The organism is Streptomyces sp. Ag109_O5-1 (genome assembly GCF_003814875.1).
Classification (GTDB): Bacteria; Actinomycetota; Actinomycetes; order Streptomycetales; family Streptomycetaceae; genus Streptomyces; species Streptomyces sasae.
Window position 1 is genome coordinate 2,994,979 of record NZ_RKQF01000001.1, and the last position, 16,973, is coordinate 3,011,951.

At 71.8% G+C, this 16,973-nt stretch carries 15 protein-coding genes; 10 read left to right on the top strand and 5 right to left on the bottom strand.

Features of this window, described 5'->3' with window-relative positions:
* Position 1: 1 nt before the first annotated feature.
* A complete protein-coding gene (locus EDD90_RS13325; protein ID WP_123973220.1) occupies positions 2 to 1,015 on the bottom strand; it encodes a LacI family DNA-binding transcriptional regulator in 1,014 nt (337 codons plus the stop codon).
* Positions 1,016 to 1,234: 219 nt separating this feature from the next.
* On the opposite strand from EDD90_RS13325, the gene EDD90_RS57215 reads away from it, so the two are divergent.
* From EDD90_RS57215 to EDD90_RS13340, 3 genes are read left to right on the top strand one after another with little or no spacing between them, the layout of a single operon-like run.
* On the top strand, positions 1,235 to 1,570 hold the full coding sequence (locus EDD90_RS57215) for an MFS transporter (protein ID WP_123973221.1): 336 nt from the start codon (positions 1,235 to 1,237) through the stop codon (positions 1,568 to 1,570).
* A 22-nt stretch (positions 1,571 to 1,592) separates the two neighbouring features.
* Positions 1,593 to 2,609, top strand: coding sequence for a Gfo/Idh/MocA family oxidoreductase (locus EDD90_RS13335; RefSeq protein WP_123973222.1), 1,017 nt, complete (start codon positions 1,593 to 1,595; stop codon positions 2,607 to 2,609).
* A complete protein-coding gene (locus EDD90_RS13340) occupies positions 2,606 to 3,472 on the top strand; it encodes a sugar phosphate isomerase/epimerase (RefSeq protein ID WP_123973223.1) in 867 nt (288 codons plus the stop codon). Before EDD90_RS13335 ends, EDD90_RS13340 begins: the two co-directional genes overlap by 4 nt.
* On the opposite strand, the gene EDD90_RS59015 is transcribed toward EDD90_RS13340, so the two are convergent.
* The gene (locus EDD90_RS59015; protein ID WP_398924451.1) at positions 3,450 to 5,882 is read right to left on the bottom strand and encodes a BTAD domain-containing putative transcriptional regulator; all 2,433 of its coding nucleotides are present in this window, start codon (positions 5,880 to 5,882) and stop codon (positions 3,450 to 3,452) included. The genes EDD90_RS13340 and EDD90_RS59015 overlap by 23 nt on opposite strands.
* A 57-nt stretch (positions 5,883 to 5,939) precedes the next feature.
* Here EDD90_RS59015 and EDD90_RS13350 point away from each other — a divergent pair, with 57 nt between their 5' ends.
* Positions 5,940 to 6,821, top strand: a complete 882-nt coding sequence (locus EDD90_RS13350; RefSeq protein ID WP_123973224.1) for an alpha/beta fold hydrolase — start codon at positions 5,940 to 5,942, stop codon at positions 6,819 to 6,821.
* Positions 6,822 to 6,873: 52 nt separating this feature from the next.
* Here the strand turns inward: EDD90_RS13350 and EDD90_RS13355 are convergent, their stop codons facing one another.
* A complete protein-coding gene (locus EDD90_RS13355; protein WP_123973225.1) occupies positions 6,874 to 9,168 on the bottom strand; it encodes a Dyp-type peroxidase in 2,295 nt (764 codons plus the stop codon).
* A 44-nt stretch (positions 9,169 to 9,212) separates the two neighbouring features.
* The gene (locus EDD90_RS13360) at positions 9,213 to 11,129 is read right to left on the bottom strand and encodes a galactose oxidase early set domain-containing protein (protein ID WP_123973226.1); all 1,917 of its coding nucleotides are present in this window, start codon (positions 11,127 to 11,129) and stop codon (positions 9,213 to 9,215) included.
* A 202-nt stretch (positions 11,130 to 11,331) separates the two neighbouring features.
* On the opposite strand from EDD90_RS13360, the gene EDD90_RS13365 reads away from it, so the two are divergent.
* Positions 11,332 to 11,778, top strand: coding sequence for a hypothetical protein (locus tag EDD90_RS13365; RefSeq protein ID WP_123973227.1), 447 nt, complete (start codon positions 11,332 to 11,334; stop codon positions 11,776 to 11,778).
* A gap of 64 nt (positions 11,779 to 11,842) precedes the next feature.
* Here EDD90_RS13365 and EDD90_RS13370 read toward each other — a convergent pair whose 3' ends face one another.
* Positions 11,843 to 12,268 carry a DUF6299 family protein gene (locus EDD90_RS13370; protein ID WP_123973228.1) on the bottom strand — a complete coding sequence of 142 codons (426 nt, stop codon included), beginning with the start codon at positions 12,266 to 12,268 and terminating at the stop codon, positions 11,843 to 11,845.
* Positions 12,269 to 12,538: 270 nt separating this feature from the next.
* Here EDD90_RS13370 and EDD90_RS13375 point away from each other — a divergent pair, with 270 nt between their 5' ends.
* The 5 genes from EDD90_RS13375 to EDD90_RS13400 all read left to right on the top strand — a co-directional run bounded on the left by EDD90_RS13375 (position 12,539) and on the right by EDD90_RS13400 (position 16,746).
* Positions 12,539 to 12,733, top strand: a complete 195-nt coding sequence (locus EDD90_RS13375) for a DUF5999 family protein (protein ID WP_123973229.1) — start codon at positions 12,539 to 12,541, stop codon at positions 12,731 to 12,733.
* 356 nt (positions 12,734 to 13,089) lie between these two features.
* A complete protein-coding gene (locus EDD90_RS13385) occupies positions 13,090 to 13,902 on the top strand; it encodes a PaaX family transcriptional regulator C-terminal domain-containing protein (protein WP_123973230.1) in 813 nt (270 codons plus the stop codon).
* 182 nt (positions 13,903 to 14,084) lie between these two features.
* On the top strand, positions 14,085 to 14,636 hold the full coding sequence (gene cysC / locus EDD90_RS13390) for an adenylyl-sulfate kinase (RefSeq protein WP_123973231.1): 552 nt from the start codon (positions 14,085 to 14,087) through the stop codon (positions 14,634 to 14,636).
* Positions 14,633 to 15,535, top strand: coding sequence for a sulfate adenylyltransferase subunit CysD (gene cysD / locus EDD90_RS13395; protein ID WP_123973232.1), 903 nt, complete (start codon positions 14,633 to 14,635; stop codon positions 15,533 to 15,535). The genes cysC and cysD overlap by 4 nt, the downstream gene beginning before the upstream one ends.
* A 2-nt stretch (positions 15,536 to 15,537) precedes the next feature.
* Complete coding sequence (locus EDD90_RS13400; RefSeq protein WP_123973233.1) at positions 15,538 to 16,746, top strand: sulfate adenylyltransferase subunit 1; 1,209 nt, start codon at positions 15,538 to 15,540, stop codon at positions 16,744 to 16,746.
* Positions 16,747 to 16,973: the final 227 nt, after the last annotated feature.

Genomic DNA, 16,973 nt, shown 5'->3' on the forward strand with positions numbered 1-16,973 from the left:
CTCAGCGGGCACTCGGGCCGTCCCCTGCGGGGGGCGGCCCGCTTGTGCCTCGTACCACCAGTTTCGGGTCCAGCACCGCCTCGCGCGGCTCCAGTTCGGGGTTCTCCAGCCGCTCCACGGCGAACCGCACCGCGCACTCGGCCATCAGCCCCGCGTCCTGACGCACCGTCGTGAGGCCGATCGGCATGAGGTGGGAGAGATGACTGTCGTCGAAGCCGACCACGGAGAGGTCCCGCGGGACCTCGACGCCACCCCGGGTCATGGCCATCAACACACCCATCGCACAACGGTCGTTGCCGGCCAGCACCGCCGTGGGCAGGGGCAGCCCGCGGTCGCGCTCCGCCAGCAGCAGCCGTCCGGCCTCGATGCCGGACTGCTCGGTGTGCTCACCGGGTATCACCCGGATCTCCGGCTCCAGTCCGTGCCGCCGCATCGCGGCCCGGTAGGAGCGCCGCCGCTCTGCCGACCCGGGGCCCGCGCCGCCGTCGATGTGCACGATCCTGCGGTGCCCCAGCTCGACCAGGTAGTCCGTGGCCTGCCGGACGCCCTTGCCCTCCGCACTGTGCACGAAGTCCACCCTGGCCCGTGGCACCCGCCGGCTGACCGAGACGGTGACGGCCCGCTGGCCGAGCCCGTCGAGGTAGGCGGGTTCCGCGTCCGGACCGAGCAGGATCAGCGCCTCGCAGCGGTGGCCGAGCAGCGCCTCGACCGCCTTCTCCTCACTGCGGCCCTGGGCGGCGGCGGAGAGCAGCACGTCGTAGCCGAGCCGCTCGGCCTCGGGGTAGATGCCCTCGATCAGGTCGGTGTGGAAGGTCTGGTGGACGGTGAACATCACACCGAGGGTGCGGCTGCGGCCGCGGGCCAGCAGCCGGGCCGCGCTGTCGGGGCGGTAGCCGATCTCGTCGGCGACCCGCAGCACCCGCTCGCGCGTCTCCCGGCTCGCGCCCGGCTGGTTGCGGAACACGATCGACACCAGCGCCCGGGAGACCCCCGCCCTGTCGGCGACGTCGGCCATCGTCGGCCGCTGCCTGCCCGCTGCATCCACCTGTGCACCCACCCTTCGACGGAGCCCAGCCTAGGGCCTGCCCCCGGAGCCTCCAGGAAATCCCCTGGCAACAAGGTATTGACATGACATTCGGACAGAGGCCATCGTACTCGCACTAGAGCGCGCTAGTAGAGCGCAGCAGCCAGCTGGCGACAGCACCCCCCTCCCCCTCTCCCCGAAGGACACGCCATGGCAACGGCGCCATCCCCCCTCCGCACCACCGTCGGCAACCTGTGCCTCGGCTCCGCCCCCGACTCCTGGGGCATCTGGTTCCCGGAGGACGAGCACCAGGTCCCGTACACCCGCTTCCTGATGGGCATCGCGGCCGTGGTGCTGTGGCTGACCAACTTCGTGATCGGGCTGGTCTTCCCGTCGCTGGTCTCCGCGATCGGGATCTCCAACACATTCTTCCTGTTCGTCGTGGCGGGGATCTTCTCGCTCGCCTTCGTGAAGCTCTACGTCCCCGAGACCAAGGGCCGCACCCTCGAAACCCTCGAAGCCGAGCTCCGCGCGCGCTTCTCCTGACCTCATCGAAGGAAATACGACCATGACCGTACGTATCGGCGTCATCGGCGCCGGCTGGATCGGCAAAGAGCACATCCAGCGCCTCACCCACACCGTCACCGGCGCCCAGGTGACCGCGGTCACCGACATCGACCCCGCCCGTGCCGCCGGGGCCGCCGAGCCGGTCGGTGCCCGGGTGCTGCCCGACGGCGCGGCCGTGGTCGCCGCGGACGACGTGGACGCCGTCCTCGTCACCTCCTGGGGCCCCACCCACGCCGAGCACGTGCTGAACGCGATCGCCGCCGGGAAGCCGGTCTTCTGCGAGAAGCCCCTCGCCACCACCACCGAGGACTGTCTGAAGATCGTCGAGGCCGAGCAGGCGCACGGCCGCCGTCTGGTCCAGGTCGGCTTCATGCGCCGCTACGACGCCGGCTACCGCCAGCTGAAGCAGGTCATCGACTCCGGGAAGATCGGCGAGCCGCTGATCGTGCACTGCGCCCACCGCAACCCGACCGTCCCGGAGTCCTACACCTCCGAGATGGCCTCGCTGGACACGGCGGTGCACGAGGTCGACGTGCTGCGCTGGCTGCTCGACGACGAGATCGTCTCCACCCAGGTGATCACCCCGCGCGCCACCAGCAAGCGGTTCGAGCACCTCAAGGACCCGCAGATCATCCTCTTCGAGACCGCCAAGGGCATCCGTATCGACCTGGAGGTCTTCGTCAACTGCCAGTACGGCTACGACATCCAGTGCGAGACCGTCGGCGAGGAGGGCCTGGTCCGGCTGCCCGACCCGGCCGCGGTCGGCGTCCGCACCGCAGGTCAGCACAGCACCGAGGTCCTCACCGACTGGGTGGGCCGGTTCCGGGACGCCTTCGACACCGAGTTCCGCGAGTGGATCGCGGGCCTCGCGGCCGGCAACGAGCCGACCGGCCCCTCGGCCTGGGACGGTTACGCCGCGACCGTCATCACCGCGGCGACCGTCGACGCCCTGCAGTCGGGCGGCGTCGTCGCCACCGACATCAAGCCCCGCCCGGCCTTCTACGGAGGCACCGCATGAAAATCGCCCTCGACCCGTACATGTTCCGCGCCCTGCCGATCGACGACATGGTGCGCACGGTGGCCGAACTCGGCTACGAGTACGTCGAGTTGTCGCCGCGCGACGACTTCATGCCGTTCTTCCTGCACCCGCGTGCGGACGACGAGCGGATCGCGGAGCTGAAGAACTCCCTGCGCACGCACGGTGTGAAGCTGTCCTCGGTGCTGCCGCTGTACAAGTGGTCGTCGCCGGACGAGACGGAGCGGCAGGCGGCCGTCCGCTACTGGAAGCGGATGATCGAGATCACGGCGGACCTCGAATGTCCGCTGATGAACAGCGAGTTCAACGGGCGTCCCGAGCGCGCGGCGGAGAGCGAAGCGGCCTTCTGGCGCTCCCTCGAAGAGCTTCTCCCGCTCTTCGAGCGCGAGGGCATCGCTCTCAACCTGGAAGCGCACCCGGACGACTTCTGCGAGGAGAACACCCCCGCGGTGGACCTGGTCCGCGCGATCAACAAGCCGTGGGTGAACTACCTGTACTGCGCCCCGCACTCCTTCCACCTCTCCGGTGCCGACCCGAAGGCCGGCATCGCGGAGATGATGCGGTACGCGGGCGACAAGCTGCAGCACGTGCACATCGCGGACTCCTTCAACCACAAGGGCTCCAGCGGGCTGCGCTACATCCTCAACCCGCCCGGCACCACGGCCCGGATCCACCAGCACCTGGACATCGGCCAGGGCGAGGTCGACTGGGACGCGTTCTTCGGCACCCTGCGCGACCTGGACTTCGACGGCGTCGCGACCGCCTGTGTCTTCGCCTGGGAAGAGCGGGCGCACGAGTCCTCGGCGTTCATGCTGGACCGCATCAAGAAGGAGCTCGCGGCGTAGGCGCTTCGTCGGGAGAGCCGCGATCGGCCGTCGATCGGCCGCGGGCTCGTCGTGGCTGGTCGCGCCCACGCGGCGGTAGCCGCACATCGACTACCGCCTCGCGCCCCTTCGGGGCGCTGCCGAGCGCTTCCTCGATCGCCGCCAGCCAGCCGTCGACGGGCCCGGCCGTCACCAACCCGCTGCCCGCACCGGCGAGTTGGCCGACGGCCGGGCGCAGCCGGTCCAGACACCGGCGCAGCGTCGGGCGGTCGCCGAGCTCCAGGGCGACGGCCGCCACGACACACCACAACGCCTCCTGCACGAGGTCAGCAGGAGGTTCGGGCAGCCCGCGAAGCACGTCGCGGGCTGCCCTTTCGCCGTCCGCGGCAAGGGCAAGCGCCGGGCGGATCCAGGGGAGATACGGCCCCCAGTCGGCGTCCGGCTCGACCGCGTCCCGGATGCGGTACGGCCGCCCGGCCAGGCGAGCGCAGAGCAGTGCGAGGGGAAGCAGACCGCCGCGCACGCCGGGCATACCCGGCCCGTCCAGCAGCCGATCGACCTCGCGGTAGGCGGCGGCCACGGCGCCGAAAGGGGGTGGGGGATTCGCCGCGCAGATCGCGCGGGCCGTGGGAGGGTCGACGCCGGGCGCGGGGGCCACCAGGGGGCCGACCCCGAGGGTGAGCCCGCCAACCCCACGAGCCGTAGGGAACTCGGCTTCGGGAACCGGGCTTCCGCCCAGCCCGGCCGCCTTCTTCTGGCCGGATCCCCGCCCATCCGCCCGGCCCTCGCCGAAGGCACCCCTACCGCCCCGCCCATCCGCCTGGCTCCCGCCGAAGGCACCCCCACCGCCCCGCTCGGCACCCCCGGGAATCGAACCGCCCCACCCACCAGACTCGTCGGTCTGCCCCGTCTCCCCCGTCACCGCCAAGCGCAGCGCCCTGTATCCCTCCGTGAACACCCGGACCAGCGGCAGCTCATGGCGGTCGGCCAACCTGTCGGCCGTCTCGGCGTGTGCGTCGGCCGTCGGGAAGTCGGTCAGGGCGGCGCGTGCCTGGACTCGGATCAGGTGGCCGAGTACCTCGTAGGTGGCCAGGCCGTGCCGGTCGGACAGGGCGATCAGTTCGGTGCCGATGGCGTCGCGGCGGGGGGCGAGGCCGGGCCGGGTGCAGGACTGCATGAAGACGCCGTTGAGGGCGAAGGCGAGCAGCGCCGGGTCGTCGAGGCGGCGGGCGAGGTGCTCCGCAGCGGCGGCCGCTTCCGCGGCACGGGCCGACCTGGTGCCGCGTGATTCCAGGGCGATCGTGGCGAGCAGCCGGCAGCGGGCCGCGTCCTGGGCCGGGGTCGCGGGGAGCCGGGCCAGGGCCCGTTCGGCGGCTTCGACGATCCGGTGGGCGCCCGCCGGATCGTCGGACCGGGTCCAGATCGCGGGGACGTCGTACGCGCCGATCACGCGCGCCGTCAGTTCCGGGTCGCCGAACTCCTCGGCCGCCGTGATCGCCGCGAGCCGGTGGTCACGGGCGGCGGCCAGCCCGCCGGAGCCGGTCACCGCGAGGGTGCGCAGCAGGCCGACGGTCGATTCCAGGCGGGCCCGGGCACCGGCGGCCACCGTACGGTCGTACGCCTCGGTCGCCCGGGACCACACCCGGGCGGCCGCCGTGGCTCCCGCTTCTTCCGCGTCCAGGGCGGGGTCCTGCGCGAGGATGCCCGCCTCCAGCCGGCGCAGGGCCGGGCCGGGGTCGAGGCCCAGCTGGTCGGCAAGGGTCGCGCGGGCCCGGCGCAGCACCGCGAGGGCGTCGCCCTGGCGGCCGGTGCGGTACAGGGCGAGCGCGAGCAGCCGCCACGCCTCCTCGCGCCATGGATGCCCGGTGAGGTGGGCGTCCAGATCGGGCACCGCCTCGGCCGCCCGGCCCCCGGCGAGCAACGCCTCGGCCCGCTGCTCCACCGCCCGCAGCCGCAGCTCGGCGAGCCGGGCCCGCTCGGCACCGGCCCACTCCTCGTCGGCGAACTCGGCGTAGGCGGGCCCGCGCCACAGCTCCAGCGCCGTACGCAATGACAGTGCGGCCTGCGAGGGCTCCACCGTCGCGGCTGTCTCCACTGCCTTCTCGAACTGCCTGGCGTCCACCGCATCCGTGCGCAGGGCGTAGCCGGGGCCGTCGGTGACCAGCAGTCTCGCCGGCGTGCGGGGCGGGCGGTCGGGTTCAAGGGCGCGGCGAAGATCGCCCACGAAGGTGCGGACGGCACCGACGGCGGTGGGCGGCGGCTCGTCCCAGAGGTCGGCGACCAGGCGGGCGACCGGCACGACCCGTCTGCGGGCCACGATCAACCGGGCCAGTACCGCGCGGTGCCGGGGGCCCTTCAGGGCGAGCGGGACTCCGGCGCGCTCGGCCGTGACCGGCCCGAGGACCCCGAAGACGACCTCGTCCTTGCTCACCCGCCCACCGTACGTGCTGCTGATCGGCTGCTGATCCGGGCGCGGGAGTCTCGGCGCATGAAGCACATGAACATCCCCGGTTTCCAGCAGCGCCGCGTCCCGGTCGTGGACGGTGTCTCCCTGCACGCGGCCGTGGGCGGCTCCGGCAGCCCGGTCGTACTCCTCCACGGCTTCCCGCAGACCCACCTGATGTGGCGGCACGTGGCCGCCGGCCTCGCCGCCGACCACACCGTGATCTGCCCCGACCTGCGCGGTTACGGCGCCAGTGACAAGCCGGCCGGCGCGGACGGGTCGTCGTACTCGAAGCGGACGATGGCCGCGGACGTCGTGGCGCTCGCCCGGGCCCTCGGCCATGAGCGCTTCGCGCTGGCCGGGCACGACCGGGGCGCCCTGGTCGCCTTCCGGGCCGGGCTTGACCACCCGGACGCCGTCACGCACCTGGTGCTGCTGGACGTACTGCCCACCGTGGACATGTGGGAGGTGCTGCACGGCACCTCGGCCGCCGTGGCCTTCCATCTGTATCTGATGGCCCAGCCCCCGGGGCTGCCGGAGCAGTTGATCGGTGCGGCCCCGGAGCTGTTCTTCGGGCACTTCCTCGACCTGTGGTCGCGGGACCCGGCGGCGATCCCCGCCGACGTCCGCGCCGTCTATCTCACGGCCTGCCGGGACGCGGTGCCCTCGATCGTGGCCGACTACCGTGCCTCGGCCGGTGTCGACGCCGAGCACGACCTGGCCGACCGGGCCGCCGGGCGGGTCCTGGGCATGCCGGTCACCGTGCTCCAGCAGGACTGGGGCGCCGCCCTCGGCTACGACGCGGCCGCGGTCTGGCGGGCCTGGGCACCGGACCTGGAGCACCGCACGGTGGACTGCGGGCACTTCATCGCCGAGGAGGCGCCGGACGTGGTCACCGACGCGATCGGGAAGACACTCGCCCGCTGACCGGTCGGGGTCCCGGCGCCGGGACCCCGACCGACGCAGGCGTCGGTCAATATCAACTACGCCTGAACCATGGGGAGTTCGGGCGGGAGTCGCGGACCTTGTCGTCCTGGTGGCCGAAGCCGTCGGCGATCGAGATGAGCCGGTACCGGCCGCCGTCGTGCTGGACCCAGCACAGGGTCGTGCCGCCGCTGCGGAACTTGCCGGGGACGAACTGGAAGGCGTCCACCTTGGTGACGCCTTCCAGCGACCGCCACCGGCCGAGATCGCGGTCGTCCCGGTCGAGGATGTCCGTGTGGTTGGTGTCCTCGGTGACCGACACAAGACGGTAGCGCTGGCCCTGCGGGGTGGTGTGGTAGAGCCAGTACTGGGACTTGCCGTCCATGTGCTGCATGTCGGGCACCGGCAGGACCGCGTCGACGTGGGTGACACGGACACTTCCGCCGAAGGACTTCCAGTTGGTCAGCGGCCGGTCGTCGCCGACCTTGCGGCTGGTGTGGCGGGCGTTGTGGGCGATGTTGATCCGCCGGTAGACCTGGGTGCCGTTCACGGTGTGGAAGAGCCAGTAGCTGCTCTCGCCGTTGAGGTCCTGTTCGTCGGGGACGGGCCAGATGGCGTCGACCCGTTCCACTCCGGCCAGCGCCGGCCAGGTGCCGAGGTCGGCGCCGGTGCCGATGGCGAGGGCGGTGGCGGCGTCCGAACCGGTGGTCAGCCGGCCGGCCTCGTCCGCGCCGACGCCGACGACCCGGACCGTACGGCCGGAGAAGACCCAGTACCGGTCCGCGACGTCCGGCCAGGGCAGGATCTCGTCGATGGGGCCGGGCTGGACCGGGGGCTGCTGGTCTCCGGAGGGCTGGGGGGCCGTGGTCTGGCCGCCGGTCACCGGAGTGCCGTCCAGGCGGCCCTCGCCGAGGTTGCGCAGGGTGGTGAGCGAGGGGGTGAAGGCGTAGAGGGAGCCCTCGGTGTTCACGAAGGGCTTGAAGTGCAGTGTGGTGGTCTCGGCCTTGCCGTTGGTCTTCGTCGCGAAGGCGACGTCGCCGCTGCCGATCTCGGTCAGGGCTCCGGCGATCATCGGGTCCGGGCCGGGCATCGGTTCCCGGTCGGGCGGGAAGTTCGGGGTGTTGACCCAGTTGCGCTGCATGAACTCGAACTGCCGGACCAGGTCGGCCTGGTAGCAGATGAACAGCAGGCCGCGCAGTTCGTCGGGGCCGCCCTTCGAGGAGGCGGGGTCGAACGGGGCGCCGTAGGGGATGCCGCGGCGGATGATGCGGCGCGGGTCGAGGACCTCCTCCGCGATCAGTTCCTGGTCGATCAGCCCGTCGCGCGGGTTGGTCTTGCGCAGATGGGAGAAGAGCGGGGTGATGACACCGTCGGGGTCGTCCTTGTAGCTGATGACGTTGTCCGGATCGGTGTCGGGGTCCTGGGCGAGGTCCGGGTGGTTGTGGACCGAGGCACCGCACCGCCAGCGGCCCACCAGCCGGGCGGCGAGCCACTCGCTCGTCGTCCTGGGCCCCACCACTCCGGCGTCCTTGAGCCGTTGCAGCTCGGTGGCGACCTGTGCCCACCAGCCGGGCACGTCCTGGCCGAGCCGCCGCACCACCTGGAAGGAGCCGTTGCGCATCCACTCGGGCACGCCCTTGGGCAGGGCCGAGCCGGTGGCGCCGAGGACGAAGAGGTCGGCGGAGATGAGCCGGGCGCCGGGCTCGGGCGTCTCCTCGATGCCTTCCACGTTCGGTTCGCTGACGCCGTCCTTGAAGCCGAAGTGCTCCCGGCCCTTGCGTGTTCCGGGCAGGACGTTGCCGGGCTGGACGTGGGCGATGCTGATCCCGGCCCGGGAGACGGCGTCCTGCTGGCGGCCCAGCTCCTCGCCGAGACCGCTCTCGGTGTCGGAGGCGACGGTGAGCACGGCGTGCGTGACCTGGTTCTGCTCCGCGCCGAACAGCCAGCGGGCGGGTTCGTTGCGGTCGACGTCGCCCAGGACGTCCGCACGGAAGGCGGCGCCCTGCACGAAGGCGCCGATCGTGCCGCGGCCCTGGTTCTCGGGCAGCAGGTCCGTCTTGCCGGTGAGGTGCGCCAGCCCCGGGTAGGTGAGGCTGAGGCCCACCCAGGTGGCCTTCAGGTTGGCCGGGTCGGCTCCCATCGAGTTGTGGCGGGCCTCGCTGAACTTGGTGTTGAACGCGGCGACCTGCTGGGTCGTGGCCAGCCGCGGCACCAGGTCCTTCAGCCAGCTCCGGGCGGCGGCGGCATCGCCGAACCGGAGGAAGAGCAGCGTGACGTTGTCCTTCTTGAACCCGGCGAGGACGTCGCCCTGGATCTCGGTGCTGTCGCGCAGCGATACGGGGGTTGCCATGGATCTCCCTCGGTGAGGTGGGGACGGGGACGGCGGGAGCGCGGTCAGGTGTTGGGGGTGAGCCGCACCCACTGGGCCTTGCTGGGCACGCCCCGGTCGTCGAGGAGGAAGAGCAGGTAGTAGCCGGGAGGGGCGTCCTTGGCGGTCTGCGGGGCCCGCAGCCGCAGCGTGTTGCCGGCCCGCCTGGTGATGTCGAGCTGGATGCGGCGCTGGCTGGTGTCCACCGAGTGGGTGGAGGTGATGGGCGCCATCAGCACGGCCTTGTCGATGTCGTCCGGCGTGAACGAGTCGACGTCGAAGGTGGCGCCGTAGCCCACCGGGCCGCGCGGCACATGGGCCAGGTCGGGCCGGGTACCGCCCTGGTGCAGGTACGGCGGCTCGTAGATCTCGATGCTGCCGTTCATCCCGGACTTGATGTCGGGGTTGTTGGCGATCTCCTGGAGCTCGTCGCCGGTGATCATGATGCGGCCGTCGGGCAGCAGGACGGCGTTGGAGTGGTAGCCGCGCGGCAGCCGCTGCTGGGGGCCGGGCCGCCAGGCGCCGTCGGCACCGCGGATCTCGGTGTTGCGCCACTTGTCGTCGGCGTTGGGGTTGTACTGGCCGTTGCCGTAGTCGCGGATGTCGAAGCCGCCGTTGACGGTGAGGAGCCGGCCGTCGGGGAGGATCAGCGTGTCGTCCTGGGTACGGCCGAAGGCGCGCGAGGTGTCCTCGCTCCAGGTGCCGTTCGAGAACTTGTAGGTCTTCGGGTTGTTGCGGTCGCCGCCGAGGATCAGCACCGAGTCGGGGCCGGCGCCGGGGGCGGGGTTGGGCAGGGCCACCGCGGAGCCGTAGTTGCGCATGCCGCCGTCCGGGCGGCTGCGCAGCGGCTGCTCGGTCTTGGCGTCCGTGTCGAAGACGTACTGCTCGTCGAAGTTCCGTCCGAAGCCGTAGATCTTCCCGTCCCGCAGGGAGAACAGGTGCGGGTAGTCGGTCGAGTAGTCGGCCTTGGTCGACTGCCACTTCTCCAGCGACTGCCCCTGGGGCGTGGTCGCGGGGTCGTACGCCACGTCCTTGCCGCTGGCCGGGAACTGCTCGATCGACTTGGAGAGCTTGCCCCAGCCGATGTCGCCGTGGCCGGAGGTGATGAACTGCCGGCCGTCGGAGCCGGTGACGACCGAGGGGTACCAGCGGCCCTCGGCCATGTCCTGCTCGCGGTACCAGGTCTCCTTCCAGGGGTCGAAGACCAGGGCGAGGTGGGCCCCGGTGCCGTGGTTGCCGCCGAGGTTGCCGCCGAAGACACCGACCATGCCGTTGGGCAGATAGGCGTGCCCGGCGCAGAAGACGGGCGCGGGGCGGTCCTCGTTCAGGCCGTCGTCGATGGCGACCACGGGCGGCGTCACCTTGGTGAAGGCGTCCTTGCCGTAGCCCTTGGCCGGGTCCCAGAGGTAGGCGCGGCCCGCGTTGGCGCTGCCGATGACCTCGGTGGGCGCGGTCTCCTTGTTGGGGCTGGTCTCGACGGCCTCGAAGGAGAACAGCAGCACCTTGCCGGTGGGCAGCAGGGCCACGTGGTCGCCGTAGTCGGGGCTGGAGAAGTACTGGTTGAACGCGCCCGACTGGCTCGGCGTGAAGGCCTTGTTCGCCTCGGCCTGCGAGGTGGCGTGCTCGTTCAGCATGCGCGTCCGCAACGGCTGCGGATACCCGGCGTCGACCGCGCGCAGCCCGATCCGGTCCCGGGCCAGTGCCTCCGCGCGGGCCTGGCCGAGGGCCTTGACCTCCTCGGGGCGGACCTCCTTGGCGAGCTGCTCACGGGTGATGTGCACGCCGCCCGGGTGGTGGGGATCGGCGGTGTGTGCCGCCGCCGGGGTGAGGGCGAACACGGCGGGGGCAGCGACGGACAGGACGACCGCGGCGCAGCCTGCCGCGAACGTCCATCGCCCACGGGGCAGCCGGGATCTACGGGACAGGGGGGTCACGGGGGACATGGAACTCCTCACGGAGAGTGACGGAACGCGAGCAGTAAATCACACAGTGTTGCGATCGAGGTTCGCCCTGTTGTTCGTCGGCTCGAAAGATTGACCGCTTTGCCCCGATGGGGTGTAACGCTGCGTGTCCGTCGTTTCGTCACTGCCCGTGACGGCTGCAATGGTCGGAAACCCGTCCCCCGCCCCTCCTGGGAGCCACCGCATGCCTGGAACGACCCCCGGAAAGACCTCCGTGACCTGTGCCGCCCTGGTCGCGTCCCTGGTCGCCGCCCTGTTCGGCGCCGCCGCCACCGCCCCGGCCGTCGCCGTGAGCGACCCGCCGCAGCCGCCCCAGCACATCGCCGGTGAACTCATCCGTGGCGGCGCCGACGGCAGGCCGCACCAGGTGTTCTGCCCGGCGATGCAGCACGTCTACGGCGGCGGCTTCGAGATCACCGCCCCGCGCGGCACCCGGCTCGGCCCGGAGCCGACCGACGTCCTGGCGGACCGCCCCAACGACAACGCCACCGGCTGGATCGTCGCCGTGCACAAGGACCTGGCCCGGCGGAAGGGCTCGCGGGACGGCGGGCCCGGGATGCACGAGCCCGGACCCGCCGACCTGACCATCCATCTGGTGTGCTCGGACGACACGATGTCGCACGGCGCCTGAGCCCCCGGCAGCATGCCCGAGCGGCCCGGCACCCCTGGGGTACCGGGCCGCTCGGGCATGCGCGTCAGCCCTTGACGAGGGTGATGTCCTGCTGTGCGGTGGCGTGGAAGAACGGCAGCGGCAGGCCGCCTTCGGGGCGCAGCTCCATGATCGTGGCCTCGACATGGGCCGCGCCGCGCTTGAGCTTCTCCGAGGTGACCCTGCCGGTGTTCTCCCAGTGGTGCTCGGAGCCGTCGCACACGGCCCGGGTGCCGCCGATGCCGTGCCGGTAGCTCGACGACTCCTGGCTGACCGAGGAGCTGATGAACACCGGGCCCATGGCACCGGTGCAGGTGTAGGTGCCGGAGAGGGTGACCGTACCGTCGGAGGAGAGACGGCCGGTCGGGTCGACGGTGACGGACTCGGAGGAGGAGGCGGTCGCGGGGGCGACGGCGGCGCACAGCAGCGCGACGGAACCGAGGGCCGCGGCGAGGGCGGGGCGTACGGGCATGACTTCCTTCCCTGATCGGGGGGTGGGGCAAGCCCTGGATACCGGGCGGCCGAGGTACGACGCGTGACCGTCACCCCTTCGGTGGCGCGTCCCGGCGCGCCGAAACCGGCGGCGGTGCCCCGGAGGCGCGGCCACCGTCGTGGGAGCGTCCGGGAGTTGTCCGCGTGTTGTCACAGGTCACGGTGAGCGGTTCCCATGCGTTCACGGCGGGAGCATGGTCTGTGCATGGCTCCCGGCGAACACGCCGCAGGCAACCCGTGGAGGTGCGCCATGTGTTCACACCAGCTCCAGAGCGCGACGGCCGACCTCGGCCTTCCGCACATCGTCGCCGCCCACCCGGAGCAGGGCTGGACCCTGCTGTGCGACGGGGCGATCGTCTTCGACGACACGGGCGAGCTGCACGCCGACGGCAGCGTGGTCCCACCGCACCGCGCCCCGACCGCCCGACTCACCGTCGCCGCCTGAACCACCCGGACCACCCGATCCACCCGACCGGGTGCCGGGCGAGTCCCGCCACACCGCGACCCGGCCGGCCGACTCACCGCCGCCTGAACCACCCGGACCGCCCGACCCGGTTCCGGGCGAGTCGCGGGGACCCGGTTCGGGCCGCCGGTACAAAGGCGGGATGCCCCCACCGGCATCGGACCGCGCGTCCACCGCGCCCCGGTCACCGCCGTCGACGCGGGGCTCGTCTGCTTCGCGGACCCCGCTTTCACGGACCTCGCACCGGCGCTGGTCGCCGCATGGGGGCGGGCCTCACGGTCCTGACTCGCATTCAGCCGGGTACCGAAGGTGACCAGCAGCGATGCCGGGGACCTAAAATGATCAACGTGTCCGAGCAACACGCCCCGAGGTCCCTCATCGTCACGCTCTACGGTGCGTACGGCCGCTTCCTGCCCGGCCCGGTGCCCGTCGCCGAGCTGATCCGGCTGCTGGCCGCCGTCGGCGTGGACGCCCCCTCCGTACGGTCGTCGGTGTCCCGGCTCAAACGCCGCGGGCTGCTGGCGCCGGCCCGCACCGCACAGGGCGCGGCCGGGTACGAGCTCTCCGCGGAGGCACGGCAGTTGCTCGACGACGGCGACCGCCGGGTGTACGCGGCGGCGCCGCCGGAGGACGAGGGCTGGGTGCTCGCGGTGTTCTCGGTGCCCGAGTCGGAGCGGCAGAAGCGGCATGTGCTGCGCTCGCGGCTGGCCGGACTCGGCTTCGGCACGGCCGCGCCGGGGGTGTGGATCGCCCCGGCCCGGCTGTTCGAGGAGACCCGGCACACCCTGCGCCGGCTCGGCCTCGATCCGTACGTGGACTTCTTCCGCGGTGACCACCTCGGCTTCGCGCCCACCGTCGAGGCGGTCGCCCGTTGGTGGGACCTGACGGCCATCGCCAAGGCGCACGAGCAGTTCCTCGACGCCCACGAGCCGGTGCTGCGCGGCTGGGAGCACCGGCCGGACACCCCGCCGGAGGACGCCTACCGCGACTATCTCCTGGCGCTCGACTCCTGGCGCCATCTGCCGTACACCGACCCCGGACTGCCGACGAGCCTGCTGCCAGCCGACTGGCCGGGCACCCGCTCGGCCGCCGTCTTCCTGGCACTGCACGAGCGGCTGCGGGACGCGGGCGGCGCCTTCGTCGGCCTGTGAACCCGGCTGTGAACGGGCGGCCTTTTGTGAAATGTTCATTACACGACCGAGTGAACCCTTGCCCACCAGGAGTCACTCAGTCAAACCTCAGCTTCCTTAACCACTCCTCTCAGACTTCTTACCTACCCTTCGACGGGTCGTACGCGAGTTGGACGAGCAGGTAAGGAAGAGGTCCGTTGCGCATGACCACCACGCCAAGGGCCCAGGGCGCCACGGTCTGGCTGACGGGGCTGCCGAGCGCGGGCAAGACGACGATCGCCCGCCTCCTCGGCGACCGGCTGAAGGCCCGGGGACATCGCGTGGAGGTCCTCGACGGCGACGAGATACGCCGTTTCCTCTCGGCCGGCCTCGGTTTCTCACGGGAGGACCGGAACACCAACGTCCAGCGCATCGGGCTGGTCTCCGAGGTGCTCGCGCGCAACGGAGTGCTCTCCGTGGTCCCGGTCATCGCCCCCTACGCGGACAGCCGCGAGGCGGTGCGCACCCGGCACGAGAAGAGCGGGACGCCGTACCTGGAGGTGCATGTGGCGACCCCGGTCGAGGTGTGCAGCGAGCGGGATGTGAAGGGCCTGTACGCCAGGCAGGCCGCGGGGCAGCTGACCGGGCTGACCGGTGTCGACGACCCGTACGAGCCGCCCGCCGACCCGGCGCTGGTGCTGCACACCGAGCACCAGACCCCCCAGGAGTCGGCGGACGCGGTGCACGCGCTGCTGGTGGAGCGGGGGCTGGCATGAGCACCTTCACGCTGTCCCATCTGGACTCGCTGGAGTCCGAGGCGGTCCACATCTTCCGTGAGGTGGCGGGCGAGTTCGAGCGGCCGGTGATCCTGTTCTCCGGCGGCAAGGACTCCATCGTCATGCTGCACCTGGCACTCAAGGCCTTCGCCCCCGCGCCGGTCCCCTTCTCCCTGCTCAACGTCGACACCGGGCACAACTTCCCCGAGGTCCTCGCCTACCGGGACCGCACGGTCGAGCAGCACGGACTGCGGCTGCACGTGGCCTCCGTGCAGGACTACATCGACCGGGGTGTGCTGCGCGAGCGTCCCGACGGGACCCGCAACCCGCTGCAGACGCTGCCCCTGACGGAGAAGATCCAGAGCGAGAAGTTCGACGCGGTCTTCGGCGGCGGCCGGCGCGACGAGGAGAAGGCCCGCGCCAAGGAGCGGGTGTTCTCGCTGCGCGACGAGTTCTCCCAGTGGGACCCGCGCCGCCAGCGCCCCGAGCTGTGGAACCTCTACAACGGCCGGCACGCCCCCGGCGAACACGTCCGCGTGTTCCCGCTCTCCAACTGGACCGAACTCGACGTCTGGCAGTACGTCGCCCGCGAGGAGATCGAGCTGCCGGAGATCTACTACGCCCACCACCGCGAGGTGTTCCTGCGCGGCGGGATGTGGCTGACCGCCGGCGAGTGGGGCGGGCCCCGCGAGAACGAGACCGTCGAGAAGCGCCAGGTGCGCTACCGGACCGTCGGCGACATGTCCTGCACGGGTGCCGTCGACTCCGACGCCGACAGCATCGAGAAGGTGATCGCCGAGATCGCCGCCTCCCGGCTCACCGAGCGCGGCGCCACGCGTGCCGACGACAAGCTCTCCGAGGCCGCGATGGAAGACCGCAAGCGCGAGGGGTACTTCTAAGCATGAGCACGACCATCGACACCCTGCGGTTCGCGACCGCCGGTTCGGTCGACGACGGCAAGTCCACCCTCGTCGGACGGCTGCTGCACGACTCCAAGTCGGTCCTCGCCGACCAGCTGGAGGCGGTCGAGCAGGCCTCCCTCAGCCGTGGCAAGGACGCACCCGACCTGGCCCTCCTCACCGACGGGCTGCGCGCCGAGCGCGAGCAGGGCATCACCATCGACGTGGCCTACCGCTACTTCGCGACCCCGAAGCGCCGGTTCATCCTCGCCGACACACCCGGCCATGTGCAGTACACCCGCAACATGGTGACCGGCGCCTCCACCGCCGAACTGGCGATCGTCCTGATCGACGCCCGCAACGGGGTCGTCGAGCAGACCCGCCGGCACGCGGCCGTGGCCGCCCTGCTCCGGGTCCCGCAGGTCGTCCTCGCCGTCAACAAGATGGACCTGGTCGGCTACGAGCGGGCGGAGTTCGAGCGGATCGTCGCCGACTTCACCGCCCAGACCGCCGAGCTGGGGCTCCCCGAGGTCACCGCGATCCCGGTCTCCGCGCTGGTCGGGGACAACGTCGTCGACCGTTCCACGAACATGGACTGGTACGACGGCCCGGCGCTCCTGGAGTTCCTGGAGAACGTCCCGGTCGCGGCGGACGCGGCCGACGCCCCGGCCCGTTTCCCGGTCCAGTACGTCATCCGGCACGGTGACATCCGCCACTACGCGGGCCAGCTGGTCTCGGGCTCGCTGCGGGTCGGCGACCGGGTCACCGTCCACCCGTCCGGGGCGAGCTCCGAGATCACGGCGATCGACGTGCTCGGCACCGAGGCCGCCGCGGCCCACGCCCCGCAGTCCATCGGGATCCGCCTGGCCGACCAGCGGGACGTCTCGCGCGGCGACATGATCACCGCCGGGCCGGAGGTGCCCGCCCTCACCCAGGACGTCACGGCGGCCGTGTGCCATCTGGCCGACCGGCCGCTCAGGGTCGGCGACCGGGTGCTGCTCAAGCACACCACCCGGACCGTCAAGGCGATCGTCCGGGACCTGGCGGGCGCGACCGAGCTGACCGCCAACGACCTGGGCCGGATCACCCTGCGCAGCGCCGAGCCGCTGCCTCTGGACGCCTACGCGGTCTCCCGTCGTACCGGCGCGTTCATCCTGATCGACCCGGCGGACGGCGCGACGCTGACCGCGGGGCTGGTCGACCTGGCCTGACCTGCGAAAACACCGAGGAGCCCCTGGCGAGGACGCCGGGGGCTCCGTCGTGTTCGCCGCAGTCCCGGCGCCGGGGGGCCGTCACAAGGTCACGGCGTGTCAATAACGCGGTAACAGTGGAGCCGGATGTGCGAGACGGCCCGGCGGGCGGGGTAGCCACTCGTTACCGGGCCGAAGGTCCCGCACCGGGGCCCGCCGACAGCTCCCGGAACGGGACCCGTACCATT

What these genes read in the sequence shown, in the direction of transcription:
- EDD90_RS13325 (WP_123973220.1), bottom strand. Translation starts at nt 1,015, where the DNA reads ATGGCCGACGTCGCCGACAGGGCGGGGGTCTCCCGGGCGCTGGTGTCG.
- EDD90_RS57215 (WP_123973221.1), top strand. Translation starts at nt 1,235, where the DNA reads ATGGCAACGGCGCCATCCCCCCTCCGCACCACCGTCGGCAACCTGTGC.
- EDD90_RS13335 (WP_123973222.1), top strand. Translation starts at nt 1,593, where the DNA reads ATGACCGTACGTATCGGCGTCATCGGCGCCGGCTGGATCGGCAAAGAG.
- EDD90_RS13340 (WP_123973223.1), top strand. Translation starts at nt 2,606, where the DNA reads ATGAAAATCGCCCTCGACCCGTACATGTTCCGCGCCCTGCCGATCGAC.
- EDD90_RS13350 (WP_123973224.1), top strand. Translation starts at nt 5,940, where the DNA reads ATGAAGCACATGAACATCCCCGGTTTCCAGCAGCGCCGCGTCCCGGTC.
- EDD90_RS13355 (WP_123973225.1), bottom strand. Translation starts at nt 9,168, where the DNA reads ATGGCAACCCCCGTATCGCTGCGCGACAGCACCGAGATCCAGGGCGAC.
- EDD90_RS13360 (WP_123973226.1), bottom strand. Translation starts at nt 11,129, where the DNA reads ATGTCCCCCGTGACCCCCCTGTCCCGTAGATCCCGGCTGCCCCGTGGG.
- EDD90_RS13365 (WP_123973227.1), top strand. Translation starts at nt 11,332, where the DNA reads ATGCCTGGAACGACCCCCGGAAAGACCTCCGTGACCTGTGCCGCCCTG.
- EDD90_RS13370 (WP_123973228.1), bottom strand. Translation starts at nt 12,268, where the DNA reads ATGCCCGTACGCCCCGCCCTCGCCGCGGCCCTCGGTTCCGTCGCGCTG.
- EDD90_RS13375 (WP_123973229.1), top strand. Translation starts at nt 12,539, where the DNA reads ATGTGTTCACACCAGCTCCAGAGCGCGACGGCCGACCTCGGCCTTCCG.
- EDD90_RS13385 (WP_123973230.1), top strand. Translation starts at nt 13,090, where the DNA reads ATGATCAACGTGTCCGAGCAACACGCCCCGAGGTCCCTCATCGTCACG.
- cysC (WP_123973231.1), top strand. Translation starts at nt 14,085, where the DNA reads ATGACCACCACGCCAAGGGCCCAGGGCGCCACGGTCTGGCTGACGGGG.
- cysD (WP_123973232.1), top strand. Translation starts at nt 14,633, where the DNA reads ATGAGCACCTTCACGCTGTCCCATCTGGACTCGCTGGAGTCCGAGGCG.
- EDD90_RS13400 (WP_123973233.1), top strand. Translation starts at nt 15,538, where the DNA reads ATGAGCACGACCATCGACACCCTGCGGTTCGCGACCGCCGGTTCGGTC.